This is a genomic window from Streptomyces sp. NPDC057543, assembly GCF_042801895.1.
Taxonomy (GTDB): Bacteria; Actinomycetota; Actinomycetes; order Streptomycetales; family Streptomycetaceae; genus Streptomyces.
The window spans coordinates 1-16,712 of record NZ_JBHVFF010000189.1 but is presented as its reverse complement, the minus strand read 5'-3'; the positions used below and the strand labels follow the sequence as shown (position 1 = coordinate 16,712).

The following is a 16,712-nucleotide window of genomic DNA, read 5'->3' as shown; positions in this document are numbered from 1 at the left end:
CATGTGCTGCTGGTCGCGGTCGGCACCGGCCTCGGCGGCGGCCTGGTCCGCGGCGGCGCCATCGACCACGGGGCGCGCGGCGGCGCCGGAGAGATGGCTCATCTTCCGGCGCCGGACGCCGACAAGCTGACCTGCGGCTGCGGGCGCACCGGACACCTGGAGGGCGTGGCCTCCGGCACCGGGCTCGCCCGCGCCTACCGGCTGCGCACCGGGGCGAACGTCACCGGCCATGAGGTCGCCGCCCGCTGCGCCGCCGGCGACGCGGCCGCCGCGCAGGTCCTCGCCACCGCCGGCCACGCCCTCGGCCGGACCCTCGCCGGCCTGGTGGCGCTGCTCGACCCGCAGACGGTGGTGCTGGCCGGAGGCGCCGGTAGAGCCCTGCTGCCACACACCCGCAGCGCCTACGCCGCCGAACGGCTACCGGTCCACGCCGACGTGACGCTGGTCCCGGCCGCGCTCGGTGCCGCAGCGGTCGCCGTCGGCGCGGCCAGGGCGGCGATGACCCGGCGGGCCACGCGCCTGCCAGCCGATCCCGGGCCAGCCGATCCCGGCAGCCGGCCCCGGTCGGTCACCTTCCCGCACACCACCGAGACGGAGCCCCAGTGAACGTTCTCGACATCCTCCGCGGCGGCCTGGTGGTCTCCTGCCAGCCGCTGCCGGACGAACCCGCCGACCCGATGCGCGACGCATCCGTGCAGGCAAGGGTCGCCGCCGCCGCGGTCCTCGGCGGCGCGGCCGGCATCCGCGCCAACACCCCCGACCACATCGCCGCCGTGCGGGCGGCGGTGGACGTGCCGGTCATCGGCCTGTGGAAGGACGGCCCCGGGCCGGCGACGATCACCCCGACCGGCAGGCACGCCCTCGCCGTTGCGCAGGCCGGGGCGCACCTGGTCGCCATCGACGCCACCGACCGGCCGCGGCCCGCACCGTTCCCGGCCGTCGTCGCCGCCGCGCACGCCGCCGGCGCCCTCGTCATGGCGGACGTGTCCACCGAGGCGGAGGGACACGCCGCAGCCGACGCAGGTGCCGACGCCGTCGCCACCACGCTCTCCGGCTACACCCCGCACTCTCCGAAGACCCCGGGGCCCGACCTCGGCCTGCTCGAACGCCTGGCCACGCGGCTGGCCGTGCCGGTGCTCGCCGAGGGCCGCTACCGCACCCCGGACGACCTGCGACGCGCCTACGCCGCAGGGGCGCACGCCGTGGTGGTGGGCAACGCCATCACCTCACCCCTGTACCTGACCAGGGAGCTGGCCCGGATAGCTCCTGCTCACGCCGACGCGAACGGAAGGCACCCCTGATGAGAAGACGCACAGTCCTTACCGCCGGAGCCGCCGGCCTGGCCGTCCCGCTGCTGGGCCTCACCCCGCAGGCCGCCACCGCGGCCTCACGTCCGAGCCGCCGGATCGTCCTCGTCCCTCTCGACGACCGGCCCGTCAACGTCTACTGCCCGACCATGACCGCCGCCGTCGCCGACGTCGACCTCACACTGCCGCCGCGCAAGGCGCTCGGCCGGTTCTTCCAGCCCGGGGACGGCGCGGCCATCGCCCGCTGGCTGGGCTCGGTCGGCGCCGACGAGTACGTGATCTCGGTGAGCATGCTCGCCTACGGCGGCCTGATCGCCTCCCGCACCGGCACGCCCACCCTCGAGTCGGCGCGGGCCAACGTCGCGGCGATCCGGGCGCTGCGGGCCGCCCGGCCGGGCGCGCAGATCGTGGTCCACGACACCATCCAGCGCCTCGCGTTGACCCCCGGCAATCCCGACCTCGAACAGTACGTAGCTCCGCTGGTCGAGTGGGCCAAGCTGTACGACCAGGTGGAGAACCTCGGCCAGGAAGAGCTGCGGCCCCGGCTCGAGGCAGTCCGGGCCACCATCCCGGACGCGGTGGTCGACGACTACCTGACGGCGCGGGCCCGCAACCATGAGGTCAACCGGCAGATGGTCAAGTGGGTCGCCGACGGCACCATCAGCCATCTGGTGCTCTCCGAGGACGACACTGCCCCGGTGGGCCTGGCCCGGGCCGAACGCGTCGAGCTCGAGAAGCTGGTTGAGTACCTGGGGGTCGGCCGGCGGGTCGAGGTCTTCCCCGGCGCGGACGAGGTGGACGCGCTGCTGGTCGCCCGGCTGATCGCCGCCGGGACCGCGCCCACCTACCGGGTGGAGTACGCCGGGATCTCCGGCGAGCAGTGGACGGCGGACCTTGAGGGCATCCCGTTCGCGGAGAACATCCGCCGGCACGCGAAGTCCGTCGGCGGCACCGTCGTCGACGGCCGCGCTGACCTGGTGCTTATGGTCAACACCCCTTCGGCGAGCGAGAATCAGCGGGCGGCCGACCTCGCCGTGTTCGCCCGCCGGGCCGCCGAGCTGACGGCGTCCGGGGAGTCGGTCGTCGTGGTGGACCCGGTCTTCGTCAACCGCGCCGACCACGACCTGGTGGCCGAGCTGGAACAGCGAGTCGACCTGGCCGCGCTGCTGTCGTACTCCGGCTGGAACACCGGCGGCAACGCCCTCGGTCTAGCCCTGGCCCATGCCACCGCCCGCTGGGCGTTCCTGCACCGCTCGACCAGCGGACTGGGGGTACCGGCGCTGACCGGGCCGGGCCGGGCGCACGCGGAGTACCTGCTCTACCGGTTCGTCAAGGACGACCACTGGAAGAACGTCATCCAGAAGGCCGCCTACGCGGAGGCCACGTCCAAGGGGTGGAACCCTATGAACCTGACGGCTGAGCAGAAAGCGTTCTTCGACGGCTGGGTCCAAGACCGCCTCGCCCCGGTGACCCGCCAGTACTTCACCGACCACTTCGCCGGCCACCACCTCCTCCTCGGCCACCGCGGCGCGACCACCCGCACCGCCAAGCTCGCCGACGTCACCGACATCCACATCGAACTGCCCTGGGACCGCCTCTTCGAGGTGACCCTCGAGCCCCACCTCACCCTGGCCTGAGAGGAAAACCACCGATGCAGCACAGCCCCCGTCGCCGCAGCATCCTCCTCGCCGGCGCCGTCGGCCTCGCCGGCGCCGCCCACCTCACCCCCACCGCCGCCGCAGCCCCCGCCCGCACCGCCCCCGTCACGCCGCCCGCGCCCGCCCTCATCCCCAAGCCCCGCTCGCTGCAGATGACCGGCGGCCAGCCGTTTGAGATCACCGCCGACACCGCCGTCGCGGTGCGCCACCGGGCCCACGAGGCCCGCCGCACGGCCGAGTACCTGGCCACCTGGCTGCGCCGGGCCACGGGTTATGCCGTCCCGGTGGTTGCCTCTGGCGCCGCCCCGCAGGCCATCACCCTGGCCGACGACGACGAGACGCCCTCTGCCGAGGGTTACCGCCTTGACGTCACCCACGGCGGCGTCCACCTGCGCGCCGCCGAGCCGGCCGGGCTCTTCCACGCGACGCAGACCCTGCGCCAGTTGCTTCCTGCCGCGGCGGAGTCCGCCACCCCGCACGCCGGTCCGTGGACCATCTCCCCCCTGCACATCGACGACGCCCCGAGGTTCCCCTGGCGCGGGTCCATGCTGGACGTGGCCCGGCACTTCTTCACCGCCGACGAGGTGAAGCGCTATATCGACATCCTCGCTCTGTACAAGATCAACCGCCTCCACCTGCACCTCAGCGACAGCCAGGGCTGGCGCCTGGAGATCAAGAGCTGGCCCCGCCTGGCCACCTACGGCGGCTCCACCGAGGTCGGCGGCGGCCCCGGCGGCTACTTCACCCAACGGGAGTACGCCGACATCGTCCGCCACGCCGCGGAACACCACATCATGGTGATCCCCGAGATCGACATGCCCGCCCACGTCAACGCGGCCCAGGCCAGCTACGCCGAACTCACCTGCGACGGCGTAGCACCGCCGCTCTACACGGGCGAGACCGGCATCCCCAACTCGCTGTGCATCGACAAGGACCTCACCTACCGGTTCATCGGCGACGTCCTCGGCGAACTCGCCGACCTCACCCCCGGCCCCTACCTGCACATCGGCGGCGACGAGGCGCTGGCGACCAAACCCGAGGACTACCGCACCTTCATCAGCCGCGCCCAGCAGACCGTGCACGGCCTCGGCAAGCAGACGGTCGGCTGGGAGGAGGTCGGCCTCGCCGACATCGCCCCCAGCACCGTCGTCCAGTTCTGGGCCAACGCCGCAAAGGCACAGGGCGCGCTGGCACAGGGCGCCAAACTCGTCCTCTCGCCCAGCAAGAAGGCGTACTTCGACATGAAATACGACGCCGACACGCCGTACGGGCACGACTGGGCCGGCTACACCGACGTCCAGGACGGCTACACCTGGGACCCGGCCACCTACATCCCTGGCGTCACCGAGAGCCAGGTGCAGGGCGCCGAGTCCGCGCTGTGGACGGAGCGGGTGGCGACGTTCGAGGAGGTGCAGTACATGACGCTGCCGCGGCTCCCCGGCATCGCGGAGATCGGATGGTCGCCGGTCGACGGGCGGGCCTGGGAGGAATACCGGGTACGGCTTGCCACGCACGCGCCGCGGTGGTCCGGGCTCGGGTGGCGATACCACCGATCGGTGGAGGTGCCGTGGGGGTGACCCGGTGACCCGGGGATCGCTACTGGACGTCGCCGCGGTGACCGATCTGAGCCCCCAACCTTCACGGTCGTCGCCGAAGCGCGCACACGCCGTCCCTGGGCGGCACGCGAGCGGCTGACCGAGAAAGTGCCCCGCTCGCCGACATGCTCGGTGTGCCGCTCGCCGACCTTGTACGGGAGTAGAACCCGCCCGCGACCGATCGGCGTCAGTCGCGGGCGGGAGATCAGGGCCTGCGCCTGCGCTGCGGGTACGTTTGCGGCTGGGCCGAGACGGGCAGGGCGCAGGGACGCTTGTGCACGTAGATCGTGATGCCGGGGCCCGACGCTCCGGGCACGTCGTACGGCTTCGACTCGTCGCGGGTCACGGGCTGGTGGCAGCGGTCGCACATCATCGGCGGGCCTCCCTCCACGCACGGGTGAGGCGGACCGCGGTCGGGCAGGGCGAGCAGCGGCAGGCCGCGCACCCGTAGGTGTGGCGCACCAGGACTCGGTACGCATCGTCGCCGCGCGGGTGGCTGGGTTTCTTCAGGGTTGTCACTGGTGGCCCTTCCAGCAGGTGGGGCAGCAGCGGGGGAACCATCTGGCCGCGGTGTCATGCGCGTCGACCGGGCAGGGCCCGAGGTCGTGCGCCGCGCCGATAGCCAGAGGGGCAATGCACCAGACGCAGTTCGCGCCGCGCTGCTGCGCGTCGGACAGTGTCACCGGATCAGGAAGATCAGGCAGAGGTGACGCGGCAGCGGATGGGGGCATGGTCGTCTCCATGCCGGTGACCGGCGTGCAGCCACAGGAGACGATTGGCCAAGGCTGGGTTTGCCCCGCCAAGACGACGACTCCCGCAGGGATGAGGCCGCGGGTGACGGCGCCGCAGGTCCAGCAGGCCTCGCCATGGAGGCGAGCGATGCTCACCTGACCGTCGACGAGCACAGGGGTGGTCATGGGCCCCTCCCTTCTACCTGTGTGGTGCGGACAGGTAGATCGTGAGGCCTGGGAAGGGGCGCAACTGCTACTGCTTGTAGCAGTCCGTCAGATGGCGCCGATCCAACGGGCGAAATGCGACAGGCTCTCGGCGTCGGCTCGGTGGAAGCGTCTTCGGTCTGCAAGCCGATGTCCTTCGGTTCTGATGCCGACCACCGCTGGAAGCGGGCGAAGATGTCCGGCAGATCCAGTCCGCCTCGCTCCAGCAGGGACTCCGCGACCAGAACGGCCATCTGCGTGTCGTCAGTGGCCTCGCCGGGGCCCCAGCCACCGCCTCCGCACATCTCGCCACCAGCACCAGGCGCGGGAAACCGCGCGGAGAACGCTCCCGGGGGACCGAACTCGAAGGGACCGCCCAAGGCGTCACCCACCGCTGAGCCGACGACTGCGCCAGCAGCCCGCTGCATCCGCTTCATTCGCGCAGGATATCTGTGCCGTCTCGTCAGCCGCGCGGCGCTGCAAGGGGCTCACCGATCTGTGCAGCTCAGCACCGACTGCTCGACGCCCGCAGCGATACGAGGGCGGGGAACCGTCGAGCCCGCAGTGAGGTTCAGGCGGGTGTCCATGTCGAGGTTTACCTCACCGTAGGGCCGGACGTGGGACCAGAAGAGCGGGGTCAGGCCACGTTGGTCGGCAGGCGTGAGGAGGCCCGCCAACTCCGGTTCGCCGAGGATGTCCTGGAGCATCAGTGTGTTCACGTACACCAGGGCCGATTGCAGAATCCGCAGGCACAGCACGAACATCTCCTGCTCTTCGCGCCGGTTCGAGGCGATCTCCCCGCCCTTGCCGTAGGCGATCACGGAGTTGGCGCCGTTGGAGGAATCCATGACGTTCAGGCACTCCTCGATCGCCCGATGAAGGTCCCGGAGCCGCAGATTCGGCGGCGAGGTGGATCTCGGGATTCCGTCGGCGTGTCCAGAGGACGGACCGGGCGCCCGGGAGACTCAGGTGCTGCCTGGAACGACGGTGATAGGCCCCTTGTCGTGTCCGGCCCCCTGTCCGCGGCCCCGGACGGTCGGCCGTCGCTACAAGCCATTTTGCCGCAGCTGTACGAGAGTCATTCGGCTCCCGCGCCGAGGACACCCTTGTATGGCGTCGCGGATCAGGGCCATACCCCGCCGATCGCCTCAACGAAGGCTATCGAGTACGGCCCCCTCCGTCGGTGCCGGAGTCACCGGCCTGTCAGTGAACTTCGGGGGTGCCCCGAAACGCGTCAGGTAGTGCCACACCTTCTTGACCGCCTGGGGGTCACAGCGGCCGGCACGGGCTGCTGAAGCAGGCTCTGGTCGGCCTCGGCCTGACGTTCCCAGTTCCGCAGGGCTTCCTTGTGGATCCCGAGGTCTCGGGCCACATGAGCGACCGGACGCCCCGAGGTCTGGACCTCACGGATCGCTCGCTCACGCAGTTCATCGGGGTACTTCCGTGGTGCAGGCATCGGACCTGTGTTCTCCCATCCGCCGAGGCGATCATGCCTGGCTTCAGAGCCGCTACAAAATCCGGTTCAGCTCAGACCGCCCTGCGCAGACCGTCAAGGGCCAGCTGGTCAGATGACGGCCAAGTAACGGCGTTCACGCATCCAGACGATTCAGCCAGGCATCCTGACCGTCCGCCAAGGGGAAGGCCAGGGGCAGTGGCTCAAATCGGCAATGGAACTTCATGCCATTGTCGCGACCCGCACCCGTCACATGGTGGTCCCATGCATCGGGGAGATCTGCGTCGCCAACAACCTCCAGTTCAAAGAAGGTGGTGCGGCGAGGAAACCGGCGGATCGGGTGCGGAGTGTGTTCCTCGGCGATGGGGCGCAGCACCCGAACGCATGTCAGTCCGCATTCCTCTGCGACTTCCCGCAGTACTGCCTCTTTCAGTGGCTCCTCCGGCGCCACACCTCCAGCCGGGATGTGCGTGCCGGGCGGCAGGTCCGCGTCATGGTCGAACACGAGCAGTTCCACCGGCCGTCCCACGCGTCGGCGCAGTACGTAGGCAGCCACTCGGACACGCAACGTCAACTCCCGCATTCCCGCAGCGTAGGGGTTGCACCACCTCGGTCACGAGAGATCTCCCCGATGTGTGTGCCCTTTGCGAGCCAGCGGCTCGAAGCTGCCCGTCCGGTCCCGGGGGACCTCGATCTCGACCGGCCCGACCTCGGTCACCACGGTCTTCGAACGAGTCCCGTTGCGGGTGTTGCCGTCGGCGGCCCTCTCATGCTTCTCGTGGCCGAGATGATCGGTGATCTCACCCTCGAGAGCGGACTCCAAGAGCCTCTTCGTCAGCTGCTGCAGCAGCCCGCCCTCACCGGTCAACTTGATCCCGCCAGCCTTCGCGCGGTCCACCAGTTGCCCGATCAACTGGTCGTCCAGGGCCTCCGGCATCCCGGCGGGCTGCACTTCCTCGACGACCTCAGCCGAGACGATCACGTCTGTCATCAGGTGTCACTTCCGGTTCGAAGATCCACCGTTGACCGTACAGACCCGATCCAGGCCAAGGGCGGACACTACGGCAAGCCGGGCTTCGGCCACCCGCTGCACCGCCTCACCGATGACAGGAAGGCGGCTGCGAACCGGCGTGCCGTGTGCGGGAGGACGACTCCGCCGCGCGGCAAGTCCTGCGACGAGTACCCGTTCGCCCGGACCCACGAAGGGGGAACAGCGCTCCCGGCGGCGAGCCGGGGCATCGCTATGGTCCCGGAGAAGGAACAGGACCAGCAGGGCGGCCGGATCATCGGTTTCTACAAGCAGGAGCGCCTGGTGAACAAGGATGGCTTCTGGGTCGCGGTCTGACCCAACAGCGCACAACTCGTGTGCGACCCGCCTGTCTGCTGAGGATGGGTGGGCCGCGGCGCGGTGTCGGAGAGTTGAGAGAACGGGGAGAACGATGACGGCCCAGGGCCCGGCCCGTGTGCAGGTGTCTCACCATCAGTACGTTCTGCCGGACACGGACGCAAGGAGCCGGATCAGGACATCGACGACCGGCTCGCGGGCAGCGGACTCGTCTACGTCAACGCGGAGGCCACCTACGCCACCGTCCTGACCGGGACGTCCTACGGTGATGTCGACGTCGTCTTCGACGTGACCGCCGACGAGCCGCCGCTGAACCGTGAGGGCTGGGACGAGGCCGTCGAGATCAGCCTGTACTTCCCGTCCGAGGGACCGCTGGTGGGCGATCCCCTCTCCGAGGACCTGGTGGAATTCCCCTCCTCGGTGAAGAGGGGGAGTACCAGTGGTGGAGGTTCCGGATCCACGCACGTGGACGAGATGCGGCGTCCGCAGTCGGCGACATCTACGTGGAGGAGGGCGACACCGTTCTGGAACAGCACCTCGTCCAGATCTGGGCCGCCCCCCAAGCACCGGAGACCCGGCACCGGCTCACCGACGAGGCCGGTAGGCGCAGGCGCACGGCCAGCCCCCAGGAGTACACGGCAGCGAAGGCAGCAGAAGCCCACGCAGCAACACCCCCACGCCCGCCGAGGAGATGCCCATCGCCCCCATACACGCCGAGCTGCACACCAGCACCCCGGACAACCCGGCTGGCTGAGTTGAGCGAGTGGGCCCACAGCCCTGGTAGTCCAGGGCCGGACGCTGCCGGTCTCCACGGAGGTCGGGTTTGTTGTGCTGGCAGCGGTAGCGGCCCCGGGGCCGGATCACGCGCGGACCGTCTGGCGGCGGGCGGCGTCCCACTCGCTGCGAAACTGACGAGGAAGCGCCGCAGCCCGGCTGTGATCACGCTCCACCTGGATCTCCTTGGGCTCGCCGCTGGGCCTTCGCGCCCACGACGAGCGCCTGGACGTCCATCGACGCGACCGCCTCGCTGGCATCCTGCGCGAATACCAACACGCCGCGTGACCAACACGAACCTGGTTCTCGGCACCTACAGGATCGCGCGACCGCTGAATGACGATCGCCCCCAGGGACCCTGGGGGCGATCGCTGTTTACATGTGCCTGCGGATCAGTTGCCGATCAGTCGATGCGGTCGCTCAGGCCCAGCACCTGCGGGTAGTCGCTAGGGAAGTCCCTGGGCATGCCCGGCACGTGGATGGTGCGCCTGTAGACGCCGGTCAGGAACTCGACGGCACCGACCGGGAACTCCGACCAGTTGCCGTTGTCTCCGCGGACGACCACCGGCCAGGCGTCCGGGTCCGCAGGGCTCGTCTTCCAGTAGAAGGAGTCCCCCGCATAGGACGACGCCCAGCTGATCAGGCCGCCGGGCTGCGGGAAGGGAACGTAGCCCTCGGTGTCGCCCATCTCGTACAGATCCTGAAGGATCTCGTCTTCCCTGGCCTCGGAGGCCCACAACGCCTCGGTGCCGGGACGGGGAACGGACACGCTCAGCAAGTTGTCGATGACCAGCACCGGGTACGCCTCCGCCAGAGCGTGGAAGTCCGAGGGCAGCGCCGTCCCGAGGACCGCCTCAAGGGCGCCCCAGTCCACGTTGCGCTCCCCAGACACACGCCACCGTGTCATCGACGGAAGCGCGGCCTCTAGCTCTTCGATCCTCAGCATGTCGTCTGCCAATCCGTGCTGTTCTGGACCACGACGTTGTCGAACAGTACTCCGTCCTTGGTGTAGGCGGACATGGTGATGCTGTCCGCTATTCCCGTGGTGTGGCTGTAGTTGACCTTCCCCGTGTACTGGACCCATTTTCCATCCGCGAGCTGCTTCTCCATCTTGATCTCGCAGCGCCGCATGCCGCTCCGGTTCATGCGCTTGAACCCGGTGAACAGGTTCTCGTTGACCCAGTCGCCGCTCACCTTGTCGCCGACGATGTGCGTGCGGTCGAAGATGTTTCCTTTCCCTGACCTGGGAGTGTTCTGCGCGGGGTCCGGGAACCCGTACACGTCAACCGAGCCGGTGTCTCGGTCCGCGAGCGGGGGCTTGAGGTCGCTCGGGCAGAGCAGCGCGCTTGCCCCCTGGGCGCGGCCCTCCCCGTCCAGCGGCTGGTACTGGAAGCGGGACGACTTGGGCTCGCTGTCACACCGCTGCTTGTTGTCCGTGTTCGTATCGGGCCCTGGCCGCGGCCGGGTGGTCGGAGCCGGTGCCGCGACGGACGTCACTTCGTCGATGGTGATCCGGGTGCCGCCGACACTGGCCTCGGCCTGGCCACCGCGCGCGATGGCCTCGTCGAAGGCCGCCTGTTCCGGAGAGCCGGAGGCCCCGGGTGTCTGCACCCTCAGGGCCCTGTAATGTCCGTTGGCTTTGCGGGCCAGGCCGTCGTAGGTACCGACCGGGCTGCCGAGCTGCGCCGCCTGGGCGGTGGGCAGCCCGCTGACAGCGCCGGGGGACAGATACGCCGTGCCCGGCTGCATGTTGACGGTGGTGCCGGACTGCTTTGCATACGCCTTCAGGGCGGAGACCTGCGGCTGCCTAGACGGACTGTCAGCAAGGCCGGCTTCCTGGCTCTGCGACTGGTCGCGGTACTGCGGCGGACTGGCCGCGTCGCCGCCTTGGTCCATCATCGCCGCCGGGTCCGGCGGATTGTCGTCGAGGCTCTGAATGGCCTGAGCGATTTGCTGAAGCAACTGCTGTCCCAGGGACTGCAGTTGCTTCTCCTTGCTCCGTAGCGTCCGGGCCTTCGCGTCGTGTGCTGAGGAGGTGGCGGTGAGCTGGGACTTCTTTGAACGGAGCTTGGACCCCTGTTTTCTGAGCTGATTCTGCTCGTTCTGCAGACTGCTCTTCTTGGTCTGCAGCCGGGCCTGCTCGGCCCTCAGCCTGCTCGCCTCAGCGCCGTACGCGTTGGCTGCGGCGGCCTGCGCGGGCATCCGGAAGGTATGCGGTTTGCTGTTGTGGGCGCTGATCTTCGCGGTCAGGGCTGCCGCACGCGAGTTGAAGTCGCTGGCCTTCTGGTCCACGGCAGCGCTCTTGGAGTTGAACGCCGTGGTGGCAGTGCGCAAGGCTGCGGCATCCTTGGTGATCCGCTCCGCCTCGGCGACCAGTTCCTTCGCCTGCCGGGATATCTCCGCTTCCTGTCGGTTGAAGTCCTCGACCTTCTGCACGAGGGCTGCGGAGACGGCCGTGATGTCTCCGGACGGGACCAGGGGAGAGGTAGTGCCCGGCTGGGCCAGGGCACCCGCAGCGCTGGTGGCCGCGCTTGCCGACGCTCCCGTGGCGACGATCGGCGCCAAGAGCGCGACCAGCACCAGGAGGATTGCGCGCCGCATGGTGCGCCGACGGCGAGCGGCCGACTTGAGCGGGTTTGTGGTCATCGGCTCACCTTCCTGGTGAGCTCGTCGGCGAGCTTCGCGGCAGTCGGCTGGCCGTCACCGGCCTGGCAGACCGAGACCTGGACGAGACTCGTGCCGTTCACCCGCGCCTGGTGGGAGCAGGCCCAGTTCGCGTTGCCGTCCTGTGCCGCCGTCCACGCCACCGCGACCTGGGTGGACGGCTGTGCCTTGTACGTCCACTTCGAGGTGCGGCCGTCCTGATCGGTGCGCGTCGAGGACAAGCACGCGTTCAGCCCCTTGGTGAGGGTCGAGAAGGCCGCATCGGCCTTGTCGCTGTCCCGGAACACGCCGACCACCTGATTCACGGTGTAGGCGCCCGTGGCCCCCGCGTCCTTGTAGGTCGCCGACACGAACGCGGTCCACGCCTGCCCGTAGACCGACTGGGTCGTCGGTCCCGCCGCGATGGTGCAGTCTGACGGCGAAACGGTCAGCGGGTCGTGAGGACGGTTCGACTGGGCGCTGGCGACCACTGTCGTCCCGGCCAGACGGCTGACACTGTCAGGGTCGAGAAGGTCCGCTTGGACCGTCCCCGCGGCGATGTGTGGTGGGCCGTTCGTAGGCTGCTGCGGCCAGAGCCACCATCCGATGCCGGCCAGGATGAGGCAGGGCACCACCGCAGCCGCGAGCAGCTGCCAGTGACGCAGCAGCCGACCGACGCCGCGCCCACTCGTACTCTGCGAAGGAACGGGATGCGGAGCCGGTTGCTGCGGCGACGCGACCACGCCGGAGGCCGGGCGCGGACGTCTAACCCGCAGCGAGCGAAGCAGTCCGCCCCGACTTGACGTCTCGGAGTCAGCCGGGCCGCCCCTGTCCAGGTCCGTCGTCGACGGAATGACGTACTCGGTTTCTTTATCCACCCTGATCTCCCCCATGGTTCAGGTAGCGGCCTGCTCGAAGGCTGCTACATGCAGTCACTCGTTCAACGGGGCAGAGTAGGCCTCTCCCATTCGATTTGAGGACTTTTGAGATTCCACCGCAATTGCCAACTGCCGGTCATTCAACGGGAGTTCGCAGTCCACTTACGCTGTGCTGCTCAGGCCCGCACCATCAGGCGCTCACAGCGATGCACGGGGCGCCGCCGGCTGAGGCCCCGCCTGGCGGCAGAACCGGCAATTGTCGGCAAACCGGCCGGTGGCCGCAAGGCCGCATACTGCCTGCGCCGCCGGCCAGATCATTTGCACGCAGCCCCAGGGGAATCACGCCCTGGCCCGCCCTACCTCGAACGGGGCCAAGCTCTGCCCATGGGTTCCTCCCTCGGATGGGACTGTTGCGGGGCTGTCCCACCTCAGTCGGGCGGGGACCCGCCCCTCCTTGCCCTGGCGCACAGCGGATCCTGTGACCGACTGTAGGACTGGATCGTGCGCCATGAATTGCGCGTACGCGTAAGGAAGTTGTCGCTGTGCGCAGCGCTTGATGCCATGAGCGCGAGAGCCGACTCTGGATATGCGCACTACGAGAAACGCTGCGGTGAAGGGTGTCTTCGATGGCCTTGGAAACCTACGTTGTGGATACGTTGACAACCCAGGATGTGACGTTGCGTGAGCGTACCGACTTCTGGAGCGAGCACGTGACGTCGTATCAAAGCCGGATGGGCTACATGTATCCGCGCACCGACGACTTTCGTGCGGGGACAATCCGCCAGTGCACTGATACCTATCAGCTCGTCATGTTCTGGTCGGACACGATCAAGTACACCCGGACCGCAGGACAGGCGCGGCGCGACCCGGACGAGGACTACCGCTTGCTGCTACCGGTCTCCGGGGAAATGGTGCTGCGGCAGGACGACCGGGAGGTACGGCTGGTGCCGGGGGCCGGGTGCCTGATCTCGTTCGCCACACCGTTCGAGATCCTGCAGGAAGCCTCCATGCGGGCGCTCATCATGTCGATCGCCGCTCAGGAGGTGAATGGGCGATTGAATCGGTCGTCGCCGCTCACTGCAGGCCTCGACTTGACCTCTGGCCTCGGCCGGGTGGTGGGCGGCATGCTGACCGGTCTGCATGAGGAGCGCGACACCCTCACCAGCGGCCAGTTCGACGCGGTGTCGGACCGGCTGGTCGAGCTGCTGTGCATGCTTGCTGCAGGCGAAGACCGGCCCACCGCCCCGGGCCATCTGGCCGATGTGGAGACGGTGGTCCGTCGGTACATCCGCGAGCATGCGGCCGACCCTGATATGGCCGGCGTCACCGTGGCGCAGGCGCTGGGTTGGTCGCTGCGCCAGGTGCAGCTGGCCCTGCAGCATGCCGGGACGACTCCCCGCGAGCTGATCCGCGAGGAGCGGCTGCGGTTGGTACGGGACCGGCTGCGGGCGCCCGCGTACCGACATATGACGATCACTGAGCTGGCGTATGCCTCGGGATTCTCCTCCTCGAGCGCGCTCAGCACGGCATTCCGGCAGCGCTTCGGGGTATGTCCCCGCGAAATGCGGCACGCGGGCCCCAGCCCGTCGGCGATACGCGCCGGAATTGCTCGCACCGAAGGCCGGCCGGACCACAGGCAAGCGAGCGGCCAGCAAGATGGGCTTGTGTGAGCGCGGCCTCGCCCAGCACTCGCCCTGCTCACCCGCCTGAACCGCGAGCCCCGCGACACTGATCAGGCTGCCGAGAGCACGCAGACGCGTTACACCCAGAAGACTACGAGCCGACCGAGAGCGAAGTGGAGTCGTGGCATTGGCGGCGAGGGTCCCACATAGTAGGCGGGCGGTGCAGGCCGGGATCGGGCGGGAAGTGTCGGGACCTCTCGCCAGGCGCTTGGCCGGAACGTCGGCGGAGCGGAGTGCATCAGGTCAGCGGGGCGGGGTGCCGCCGGAGGTGGATGTGTTGAGGGTTTGGGTGCGGAGTGGGTGAGGGCGTCGCCGAGGACGGGGTCCGGGGGCCAGTGTGGGCAATGCCGAGTTGGGCGGCCAGGTCGCTGGCGTGGAGGCGGATGGCGGCCTCCAAAAGCTGGGCGTAGGTGTCGGTTGCCCTGCGGATGCGGTACCTGACAGTCAGGGCAAGGGCGGCGGCGAGTGTGGCCGGCCCTTCAGCGGCCGACGTGGCGCCCCGACATCCGGGCCGCCGTGATCAGCAAGGCCCGAGTCAGCATGCACCGCAAGCTGCGCAACATGGCCGCGATGACCGGGCTGTTCCCGCTCCCCGTGCTGTCCGACTGCGTCGTCTACCCCTCGCCGGGGGAGGGCCCGCTCGACTTCCTCCCGTACGCGGCGTCCGGCAAGCCGCAGCCTGGTGGGTTCCGCCTCGGGCCGACGCCCGGCCTGGCGAAGCTGGAGGGTGTCCAGTCGATGCTCCAGTGTTCTTAGAGGGCGTGCGCGAGCAGTTCAACGCCCCGGAGCTCAACCTCGCCCGGTCCATCAAGGACGGCACCGTCACCGACAAGGACAACGGAGAGTAGGTAGACCGCGATGGGCATGTTCGGGGACGGCCTGGACCAGGCGGTGCAGTAGGCGTTCACCCGCCCGATCCCGAAGTCGGCCGGCGCGTAGATGCGGTACCTGGTCAAGCAGCTCAAGGGCACCAAGGCGGTCGCCCAGATGCTGCGGGTCTCTCAGCGGACCGTCGAGCGGTACGTGAAGGACCAGATCAAGAAGCCCCGCCCCGACCTCGCCGCCCGCATAGAGCGCGAGGTGAAGGCCCGATGGCAGCCGCAGATCCGGGCGAAGGCCCGCGAGCAGGCGGCGAGCACCGGCGGTCGTCATCGACACCCGCGCCCGCCTCGGCTACACCGCCCCGATCGGCTCCACCGACCAGGACCGGCTGCGCCACCTCACCGTCGCCCTGCCGCCGCAGTACGCCGCCCGCCTCTTCGACGCCCAGGAGCGGGGCGCCACCGACCAGCAGCTACGGGAGATCGCCGCCGAAGCTCTCAAAGAGGTGTACTTCCAGGACAACGGCCGCCGCGCCGGCTCCCTGGAGGAAGTCCGCTTCACGGACATCGAGCACCTGGAGTTCGACCTGTAGGTCCCGAACGGCCCGCGAGCCCCGGACCGATGTGGGATCTGTTGGTACATGTACGCATTTACTCCGGCAGCGGTGGAGGACCGCAGCGCGCGACGGACGTCGACCCCACCTATGCCTGCATTGCTGGCAACTCATTGCCAGCAAGTGCCCGGCCTATCGCAGGGTCCGGTCCGTACTCAGCGTGTCGGCGATTTCCTTCGTTCGGGGGGTTTGGCCCTGTTTCGCGAATTTTGTCCTCGTTCAACCTGTCGTGGTCGTGGCAGTGTGTCACCTTCCAAGCAGGCTTCTGCCGGCTGGGATGCGCAGCGTGACTGCCGTCTCGGCAGGAAGCCATGAGTCCGACTCCTTGAAAGGGGTGCCGTATGAGCCGAACTTCGCGGGTGAAGCGTGGAATCACTGCCGTTGCTTCCCTGGGCATCGCTCTGCTCGCTGGGACTGCCACGACAGCGCAGGCGGACCCCCTGGGGGGACTGATCATCAACCACGGGACCGGTCGATGCCTGTCGATCGGCGGCCAGTACGGCCCACAGGCGGTGAGTTGCGACGAGCAAGACGGCTCCCAGAAGTGGAGGGTAGATCGCCGCGATGACGGCACGGTGAGGATCGTCGCGGCGTGGGCGGATCCGTATCGTCCGTGTCTTGCGTCCTACATCTATGGGGGCGTGTCGATGGGGTCCTGCGATGACGGCACGAACGGGCCGATCTGGTTCATCCGAGACGGAGGCAAGCTCGAACAGTTCGGCAGCGAGAAGTGGTGCCTGACCGTCAAGGACGGCAATCTCGGGACCGCTCCCTGCGACAGCGGCTACAACCGGTATCAGGACTGGATCCTTCCCGTCTCCTGAAGCAGGTAAGTGTCCTGGCCCTACTGATCGTTTCAGAATGAGATCGGTGTGTTGGCTTGGCAGTTGGGTGTTGTGTCGGCAGGCTGTGCCGGGTGTCTGCTGATCTCGTGCCCGATGACCTGTGGGAACGCATAGCCCCGCTGCTGCCTCCTCGTCCGCCTCGGCGGCACCGGTATCCCGGGC

General features: G+C 68.9%; 15 protein-coding genes and 5 pseudogenes. 10 read left to right on the top strand and 10 right to left on the bottom strand.

The window, feature by feature from the left end:
* The 4 genes from ACFU8Q_RS27280 to ACFU8Q_RS27265 form a co-directional block, all read left to right on the top strand.
* Nucleotides 1–606, top strand: a 606-nt coding sequence (locus tag ACFU8Q_RS27280) for an ROK family protein (RefSeq protein WP_384458402.1), incomplete at its 5' end; no start/stop codon positions are given.
* Complete coding sequence (locus tag ACFU8Q_RS27275; protein ID WP_384458400.1) at nucleotides 603–1,301, top strand: N-acetylmannosamine-6-phosphate 2-epimerase; 699 nt, start codon at nucleotides 603–605, stop codon at nucleotides 1,299–1,301. The genes ACFU8Q_RS27280 and ACFU8Q_RS27275, both read left to right, overlap by 4 nt.
* Nucleotides 1,301–2,944 carry a DUF4127 family protein gene (locus ACFU8Q_RS27270; RefSeq protein WP_384458398.1) on the top strand — a complete coding sequence of 548 codons (1,644 nt, stop codon included), beginning with the start codon at nucleotides 1,301–1,303 and terminating at the stop codon, nucleotides 2,942–2,944. Before ACFU8Q_RS27275 ends, ACFU8Q_RS27270 begins: the two co-directional genes overlap by 1 nt.
* Nucleotides 2,945–2,958: 14 nt before the next feature.
* Entirely contained in the window at nucleotides 2,959–4,542 is a 1,584-nt protein-coding gene (locus ACFU8Q_RS27265; RefSeq protein ID WP_384458396.1) for a beta-N-acetylhexosaminidase, read from the top strand.
* Between the two features lie 223 nt (nucleotides 4,543–4,765).
* On the opposite strand, the gene ACFU8Q_RS27260 is transcribed toward ACFU8Q_RS27265, so the two are convergent.
* The 7 genes and pseudogenes from ACFU8Q_RS27260 to ACFU8Q_RS27230 all read right to left on the bottom strand — a co-directional run.
* The gene (locus tag ACFU8Q_RS27260; RefSeq protein WP_384458395.1) at nucleotides 4,766–4,933 is read right to left on the bottom strand and encodes a hypothetical protein; all 168 of its coding nucleotides are present in this window, start codon (nucleotides 4,931–4,933) and stop codon (nucleotides 4,766–4,768) included.
* Between the two features lie 142 nt (nucleotides 4,934–5,075).
* A complete protein-coding gene (locus ACFU8Q_RS27255; protein WP_384458393.1) occupies nucleotides 5,076–5,477 on the bottom strand; it encodes a hypothetical protein in 402 nt (133 codons plus the stop codon).
* 128 nt (nucleotides 5,478–5,605) lie between these two features.
* Nucleotides 5,606–5,932, bottom strand: a pseudogene (locus tag ACFU8Q_RS27250) (ADP-ribosylglycohydrolase family protein); the annotation flags it as partial.
* 51 nt (nucleotides 5,933–5,983) lie between these two features.
* Nucleotides 5,984–6,343 (bottom strand): Tn3 family transposase, encoded by a 360-nt coding sequence (locus tag ACFU8Q_RS27245; protein ID WP_384458391.1) that lies wholly within the window; start codon nucleotides 6,341–6,343, stop codon nucleotides 5,984–5,986.
* A gap of 386 nt (nucleotides 6,344–6,729) precedes the next feature.
* The gene (locus tag ACFU8Q_RS27240) at nucleotides 6,730–6,951 is read right to left on the bottom strand and encodes a transposase (protein WP_384458389.1); all 222 of its coding nucleotides are present in this window, start codon (nucleotides 6,949–6,951) and stop codon (nucleotides 6,730–6,732) included.
* Between the two features lie 133 nt (nucleotides 6,952–7,084).
* Entirely contained in the window at nucleotides 7,085–7,531 is a 447-nt protein-coding gene (locus tag ACFU8Q_RS27235; protein ID WP_384458387.1) for an NUDIX domain-containing protein, read from the bottom strand.
* Nucleotides 7,532–7,603: 72 nt separating this feature from the next.
* Nucleotides 7,604–7,939, bottom strand: a pseudogene (locus ACFU8Q_RS27230) (transposase); the annotation flags it as partial.
* Between the two features lie 3 nt (nucleotides 7,940–7,942).
* Here ACFU8Q_RS27230 and ACFU8Q_RS27225 point away from each other — a divergent pair.
* Nucleotides 7,943–8,293 carry a NucA/NucB deoxyribonuclease domain-containing protein gene (locus ACFU8Q_RS27225; protein WP_384458385.1) on the top strand — a complete coding sequence of 117 codons (351 nt, stop codon included), beginning with the start codon at nucleotides 7,943–7,945 and terminating at the stop codon, nucleotides 8,291–8,293.
* A gap of 1,177 nt (nucleotides 8,294–9,470) precedes the next feature.
* On the opposite strand, the gene ACFU8Q_RS27220 is transcribed toward ACFU8Q_RS27225, so the two are convergent.
* The 3 genes from ACFU8Q_RS27220 to ACFU8Q_RS27210 form a co-directional block, all read right to left on the bottom strand.
* A complete protein-coding gene (locus tag ACFU8Q_RS27220) occupies nucleotides 9,471–9,941 on the bottom strand; it encodes a hypothetical protein (RefSeq protein WP_384458384.1) in 471 nt (156 codons plus the stop codon).
* 65 nt (nucleotides 9,942–10,006) lie between these two features.
* Nucleotides 10,007–11,713 carry a DNA/RNA non-specific endonuclease gene (locus tag ACFU8Q_RS27215; RefSeq protein ID WP_384458382.1) on the bottom strand — a complete coding sequence of 569 codons (1,707 nt, stop codon included), beginning with the start codon at nucleotides 11,711–11,713 and terminating at the stop codon, nucleotides 10,007–10,009.
* A complete protein-coding gene (locus ACFU8Q_RS27210) occupies nucleotides 11,710–12,588 on the bottom strand; it encodes a sensor domain-containing protein (RefSeq protein WP_384458380.1) in 879 nt (292 codons plus the stop codon). The genes ACFU8Q_RS27215 and ACFU8Q_RS27210 overlap by 4 nt, the downstream gene beginning before the upstream one ends.
* Nucleotides 12,589–13,214: 626 nt before the next feature.
* Here ACFU8Q_RS27210 and ACFU8Q_RS27205 point away from each other — a divergent pair.
* From ACFU8Q_RS27205 to ACFU8Q_RS27185, 5 genes and pseudogenes are all read left to right on the top strand, one after another.
* The gene (locus ACFU8Q_RS27205) at nucleotides 13,215–14,258 is read left to right on the top strand and encodes a helix-turn-helix domain-containing protein (protein ID WP_384458378.1); all 1,044 of its coding nucleotides are present in this window, start codon (nucleotides 13,215–13,217) and stop codon (nucleotides 14,256–14,258) included.
* A gap of 480 nt (nucleotides 14,259–14,738) precedes the next feature.
* Nucleotides 14,739–15,014: pseudogene (locus tag ACFU8Q_RS27200) on the top strand (transcriptional regulator); the annotation flags it as partial.
* Between the two features lie 171 nt (nucleotides 15,015–15,185).
* A pseudogene (gene tpg / locus ACFU8Q_RS27195) lies at nucleotides 15,186–15,684 on the top strand (telomere-protecting terminal protein Tpg).
* Nucleotides 15,685–16,046: 362 nt separating this feature from the next.
* On the top strand, nucleotides 16,047–16,529 hold the full coding sequence (locus ACFU8Q_RS27190) for a ricin-type beta-trefoil lectin domain protein (RefSeq protein ID WP_384458376.1): 483 nt from the start codon (nucleotides 16,047–16,049) through the stop codon (nucleotides 16,527–16,529).
* A 92-nt stretch (nucleotides 16,530–16,621) separates the two neighbouring features.
* Nucleotides 16,622–16,712: pseudogene (locus ACFU8Q_RS27185) on the top strand (IS5/IS1182 family transposase); the annotation flags it as partial.

Coding starts and splice junctions, on each gene's coding strand:
- ACFU8Q_RS27215 (WP_384458382.1), bottom strand. CDS start 11,713: ATGACCACAAACCCGCTCAAGTCGGCCGCTCGCCGTCGGCGCACCATG.
- ACFU8Q_RS27270 (WP_384458398.1), top strand. CDS start 1,301: ATGAGAAGACGCACAGTCCTTACCGCCGGAGCCGCCGGCCTGGCCGTC.
- ACFU8Q_RS27190 (WP_384458376.1), top strand. CDS start 16,047: ATGAGCCGAACTTCGCGGGTGAAGCGTGGAATCACTGCCGTTGCTTCC.
- ACFU8Q_RS27240 (WP_384458389.1), bottom strand. CDS start 6,951: ATGCCTGCACCACGGAAGTACCCCGATGAACTGCGTGAGCGAGCGATC.
- ACFU8Q_RS27235 (WP_384458387.1), bottom strand. CDS start 7,531: ATGCGGGAGTTGACGTTGCGTGTCCGAGTGGCTGCCTACGTACTGCGC.
- ACFU8Q_RS27265 (WP_384458396.1), top strand. CDS start 2,959: ATGCAGCACAGCCCCCGTCGCCGCAGCATCCTCCTCGCCGGCGCCGTC.
- ACFU8Q_RS27205 (WP_384458378.1), top strand. CDS start 13,215: ATGGCCTTGGAAACCTACGTTGTGGATACGTTGACAACCCAGGATGTG.
- ACFU8Q_RS27255 (WP_384458393.1), bottom strand. CDS start 5,477: ATGACCACCCCTGTGCTCGTCGACGGTCAGGTGAGCATCGCTCGCCTC.
- ACFU8Q_RS27245 (WP_384458391.1), bottom strand. CDS start 6,343: ATGGATTCCTCCAACGGCGCCAACTCCGTGATCGCCTACGGCAAGGGC.
- ACFU8Q_RS27260 (WP_384458395.1), bottom strand. CDS start 4,933: ATGATGTGCGACCGCTGCCACCAGCCCGTGACCCGCGACGAGTCGAAG.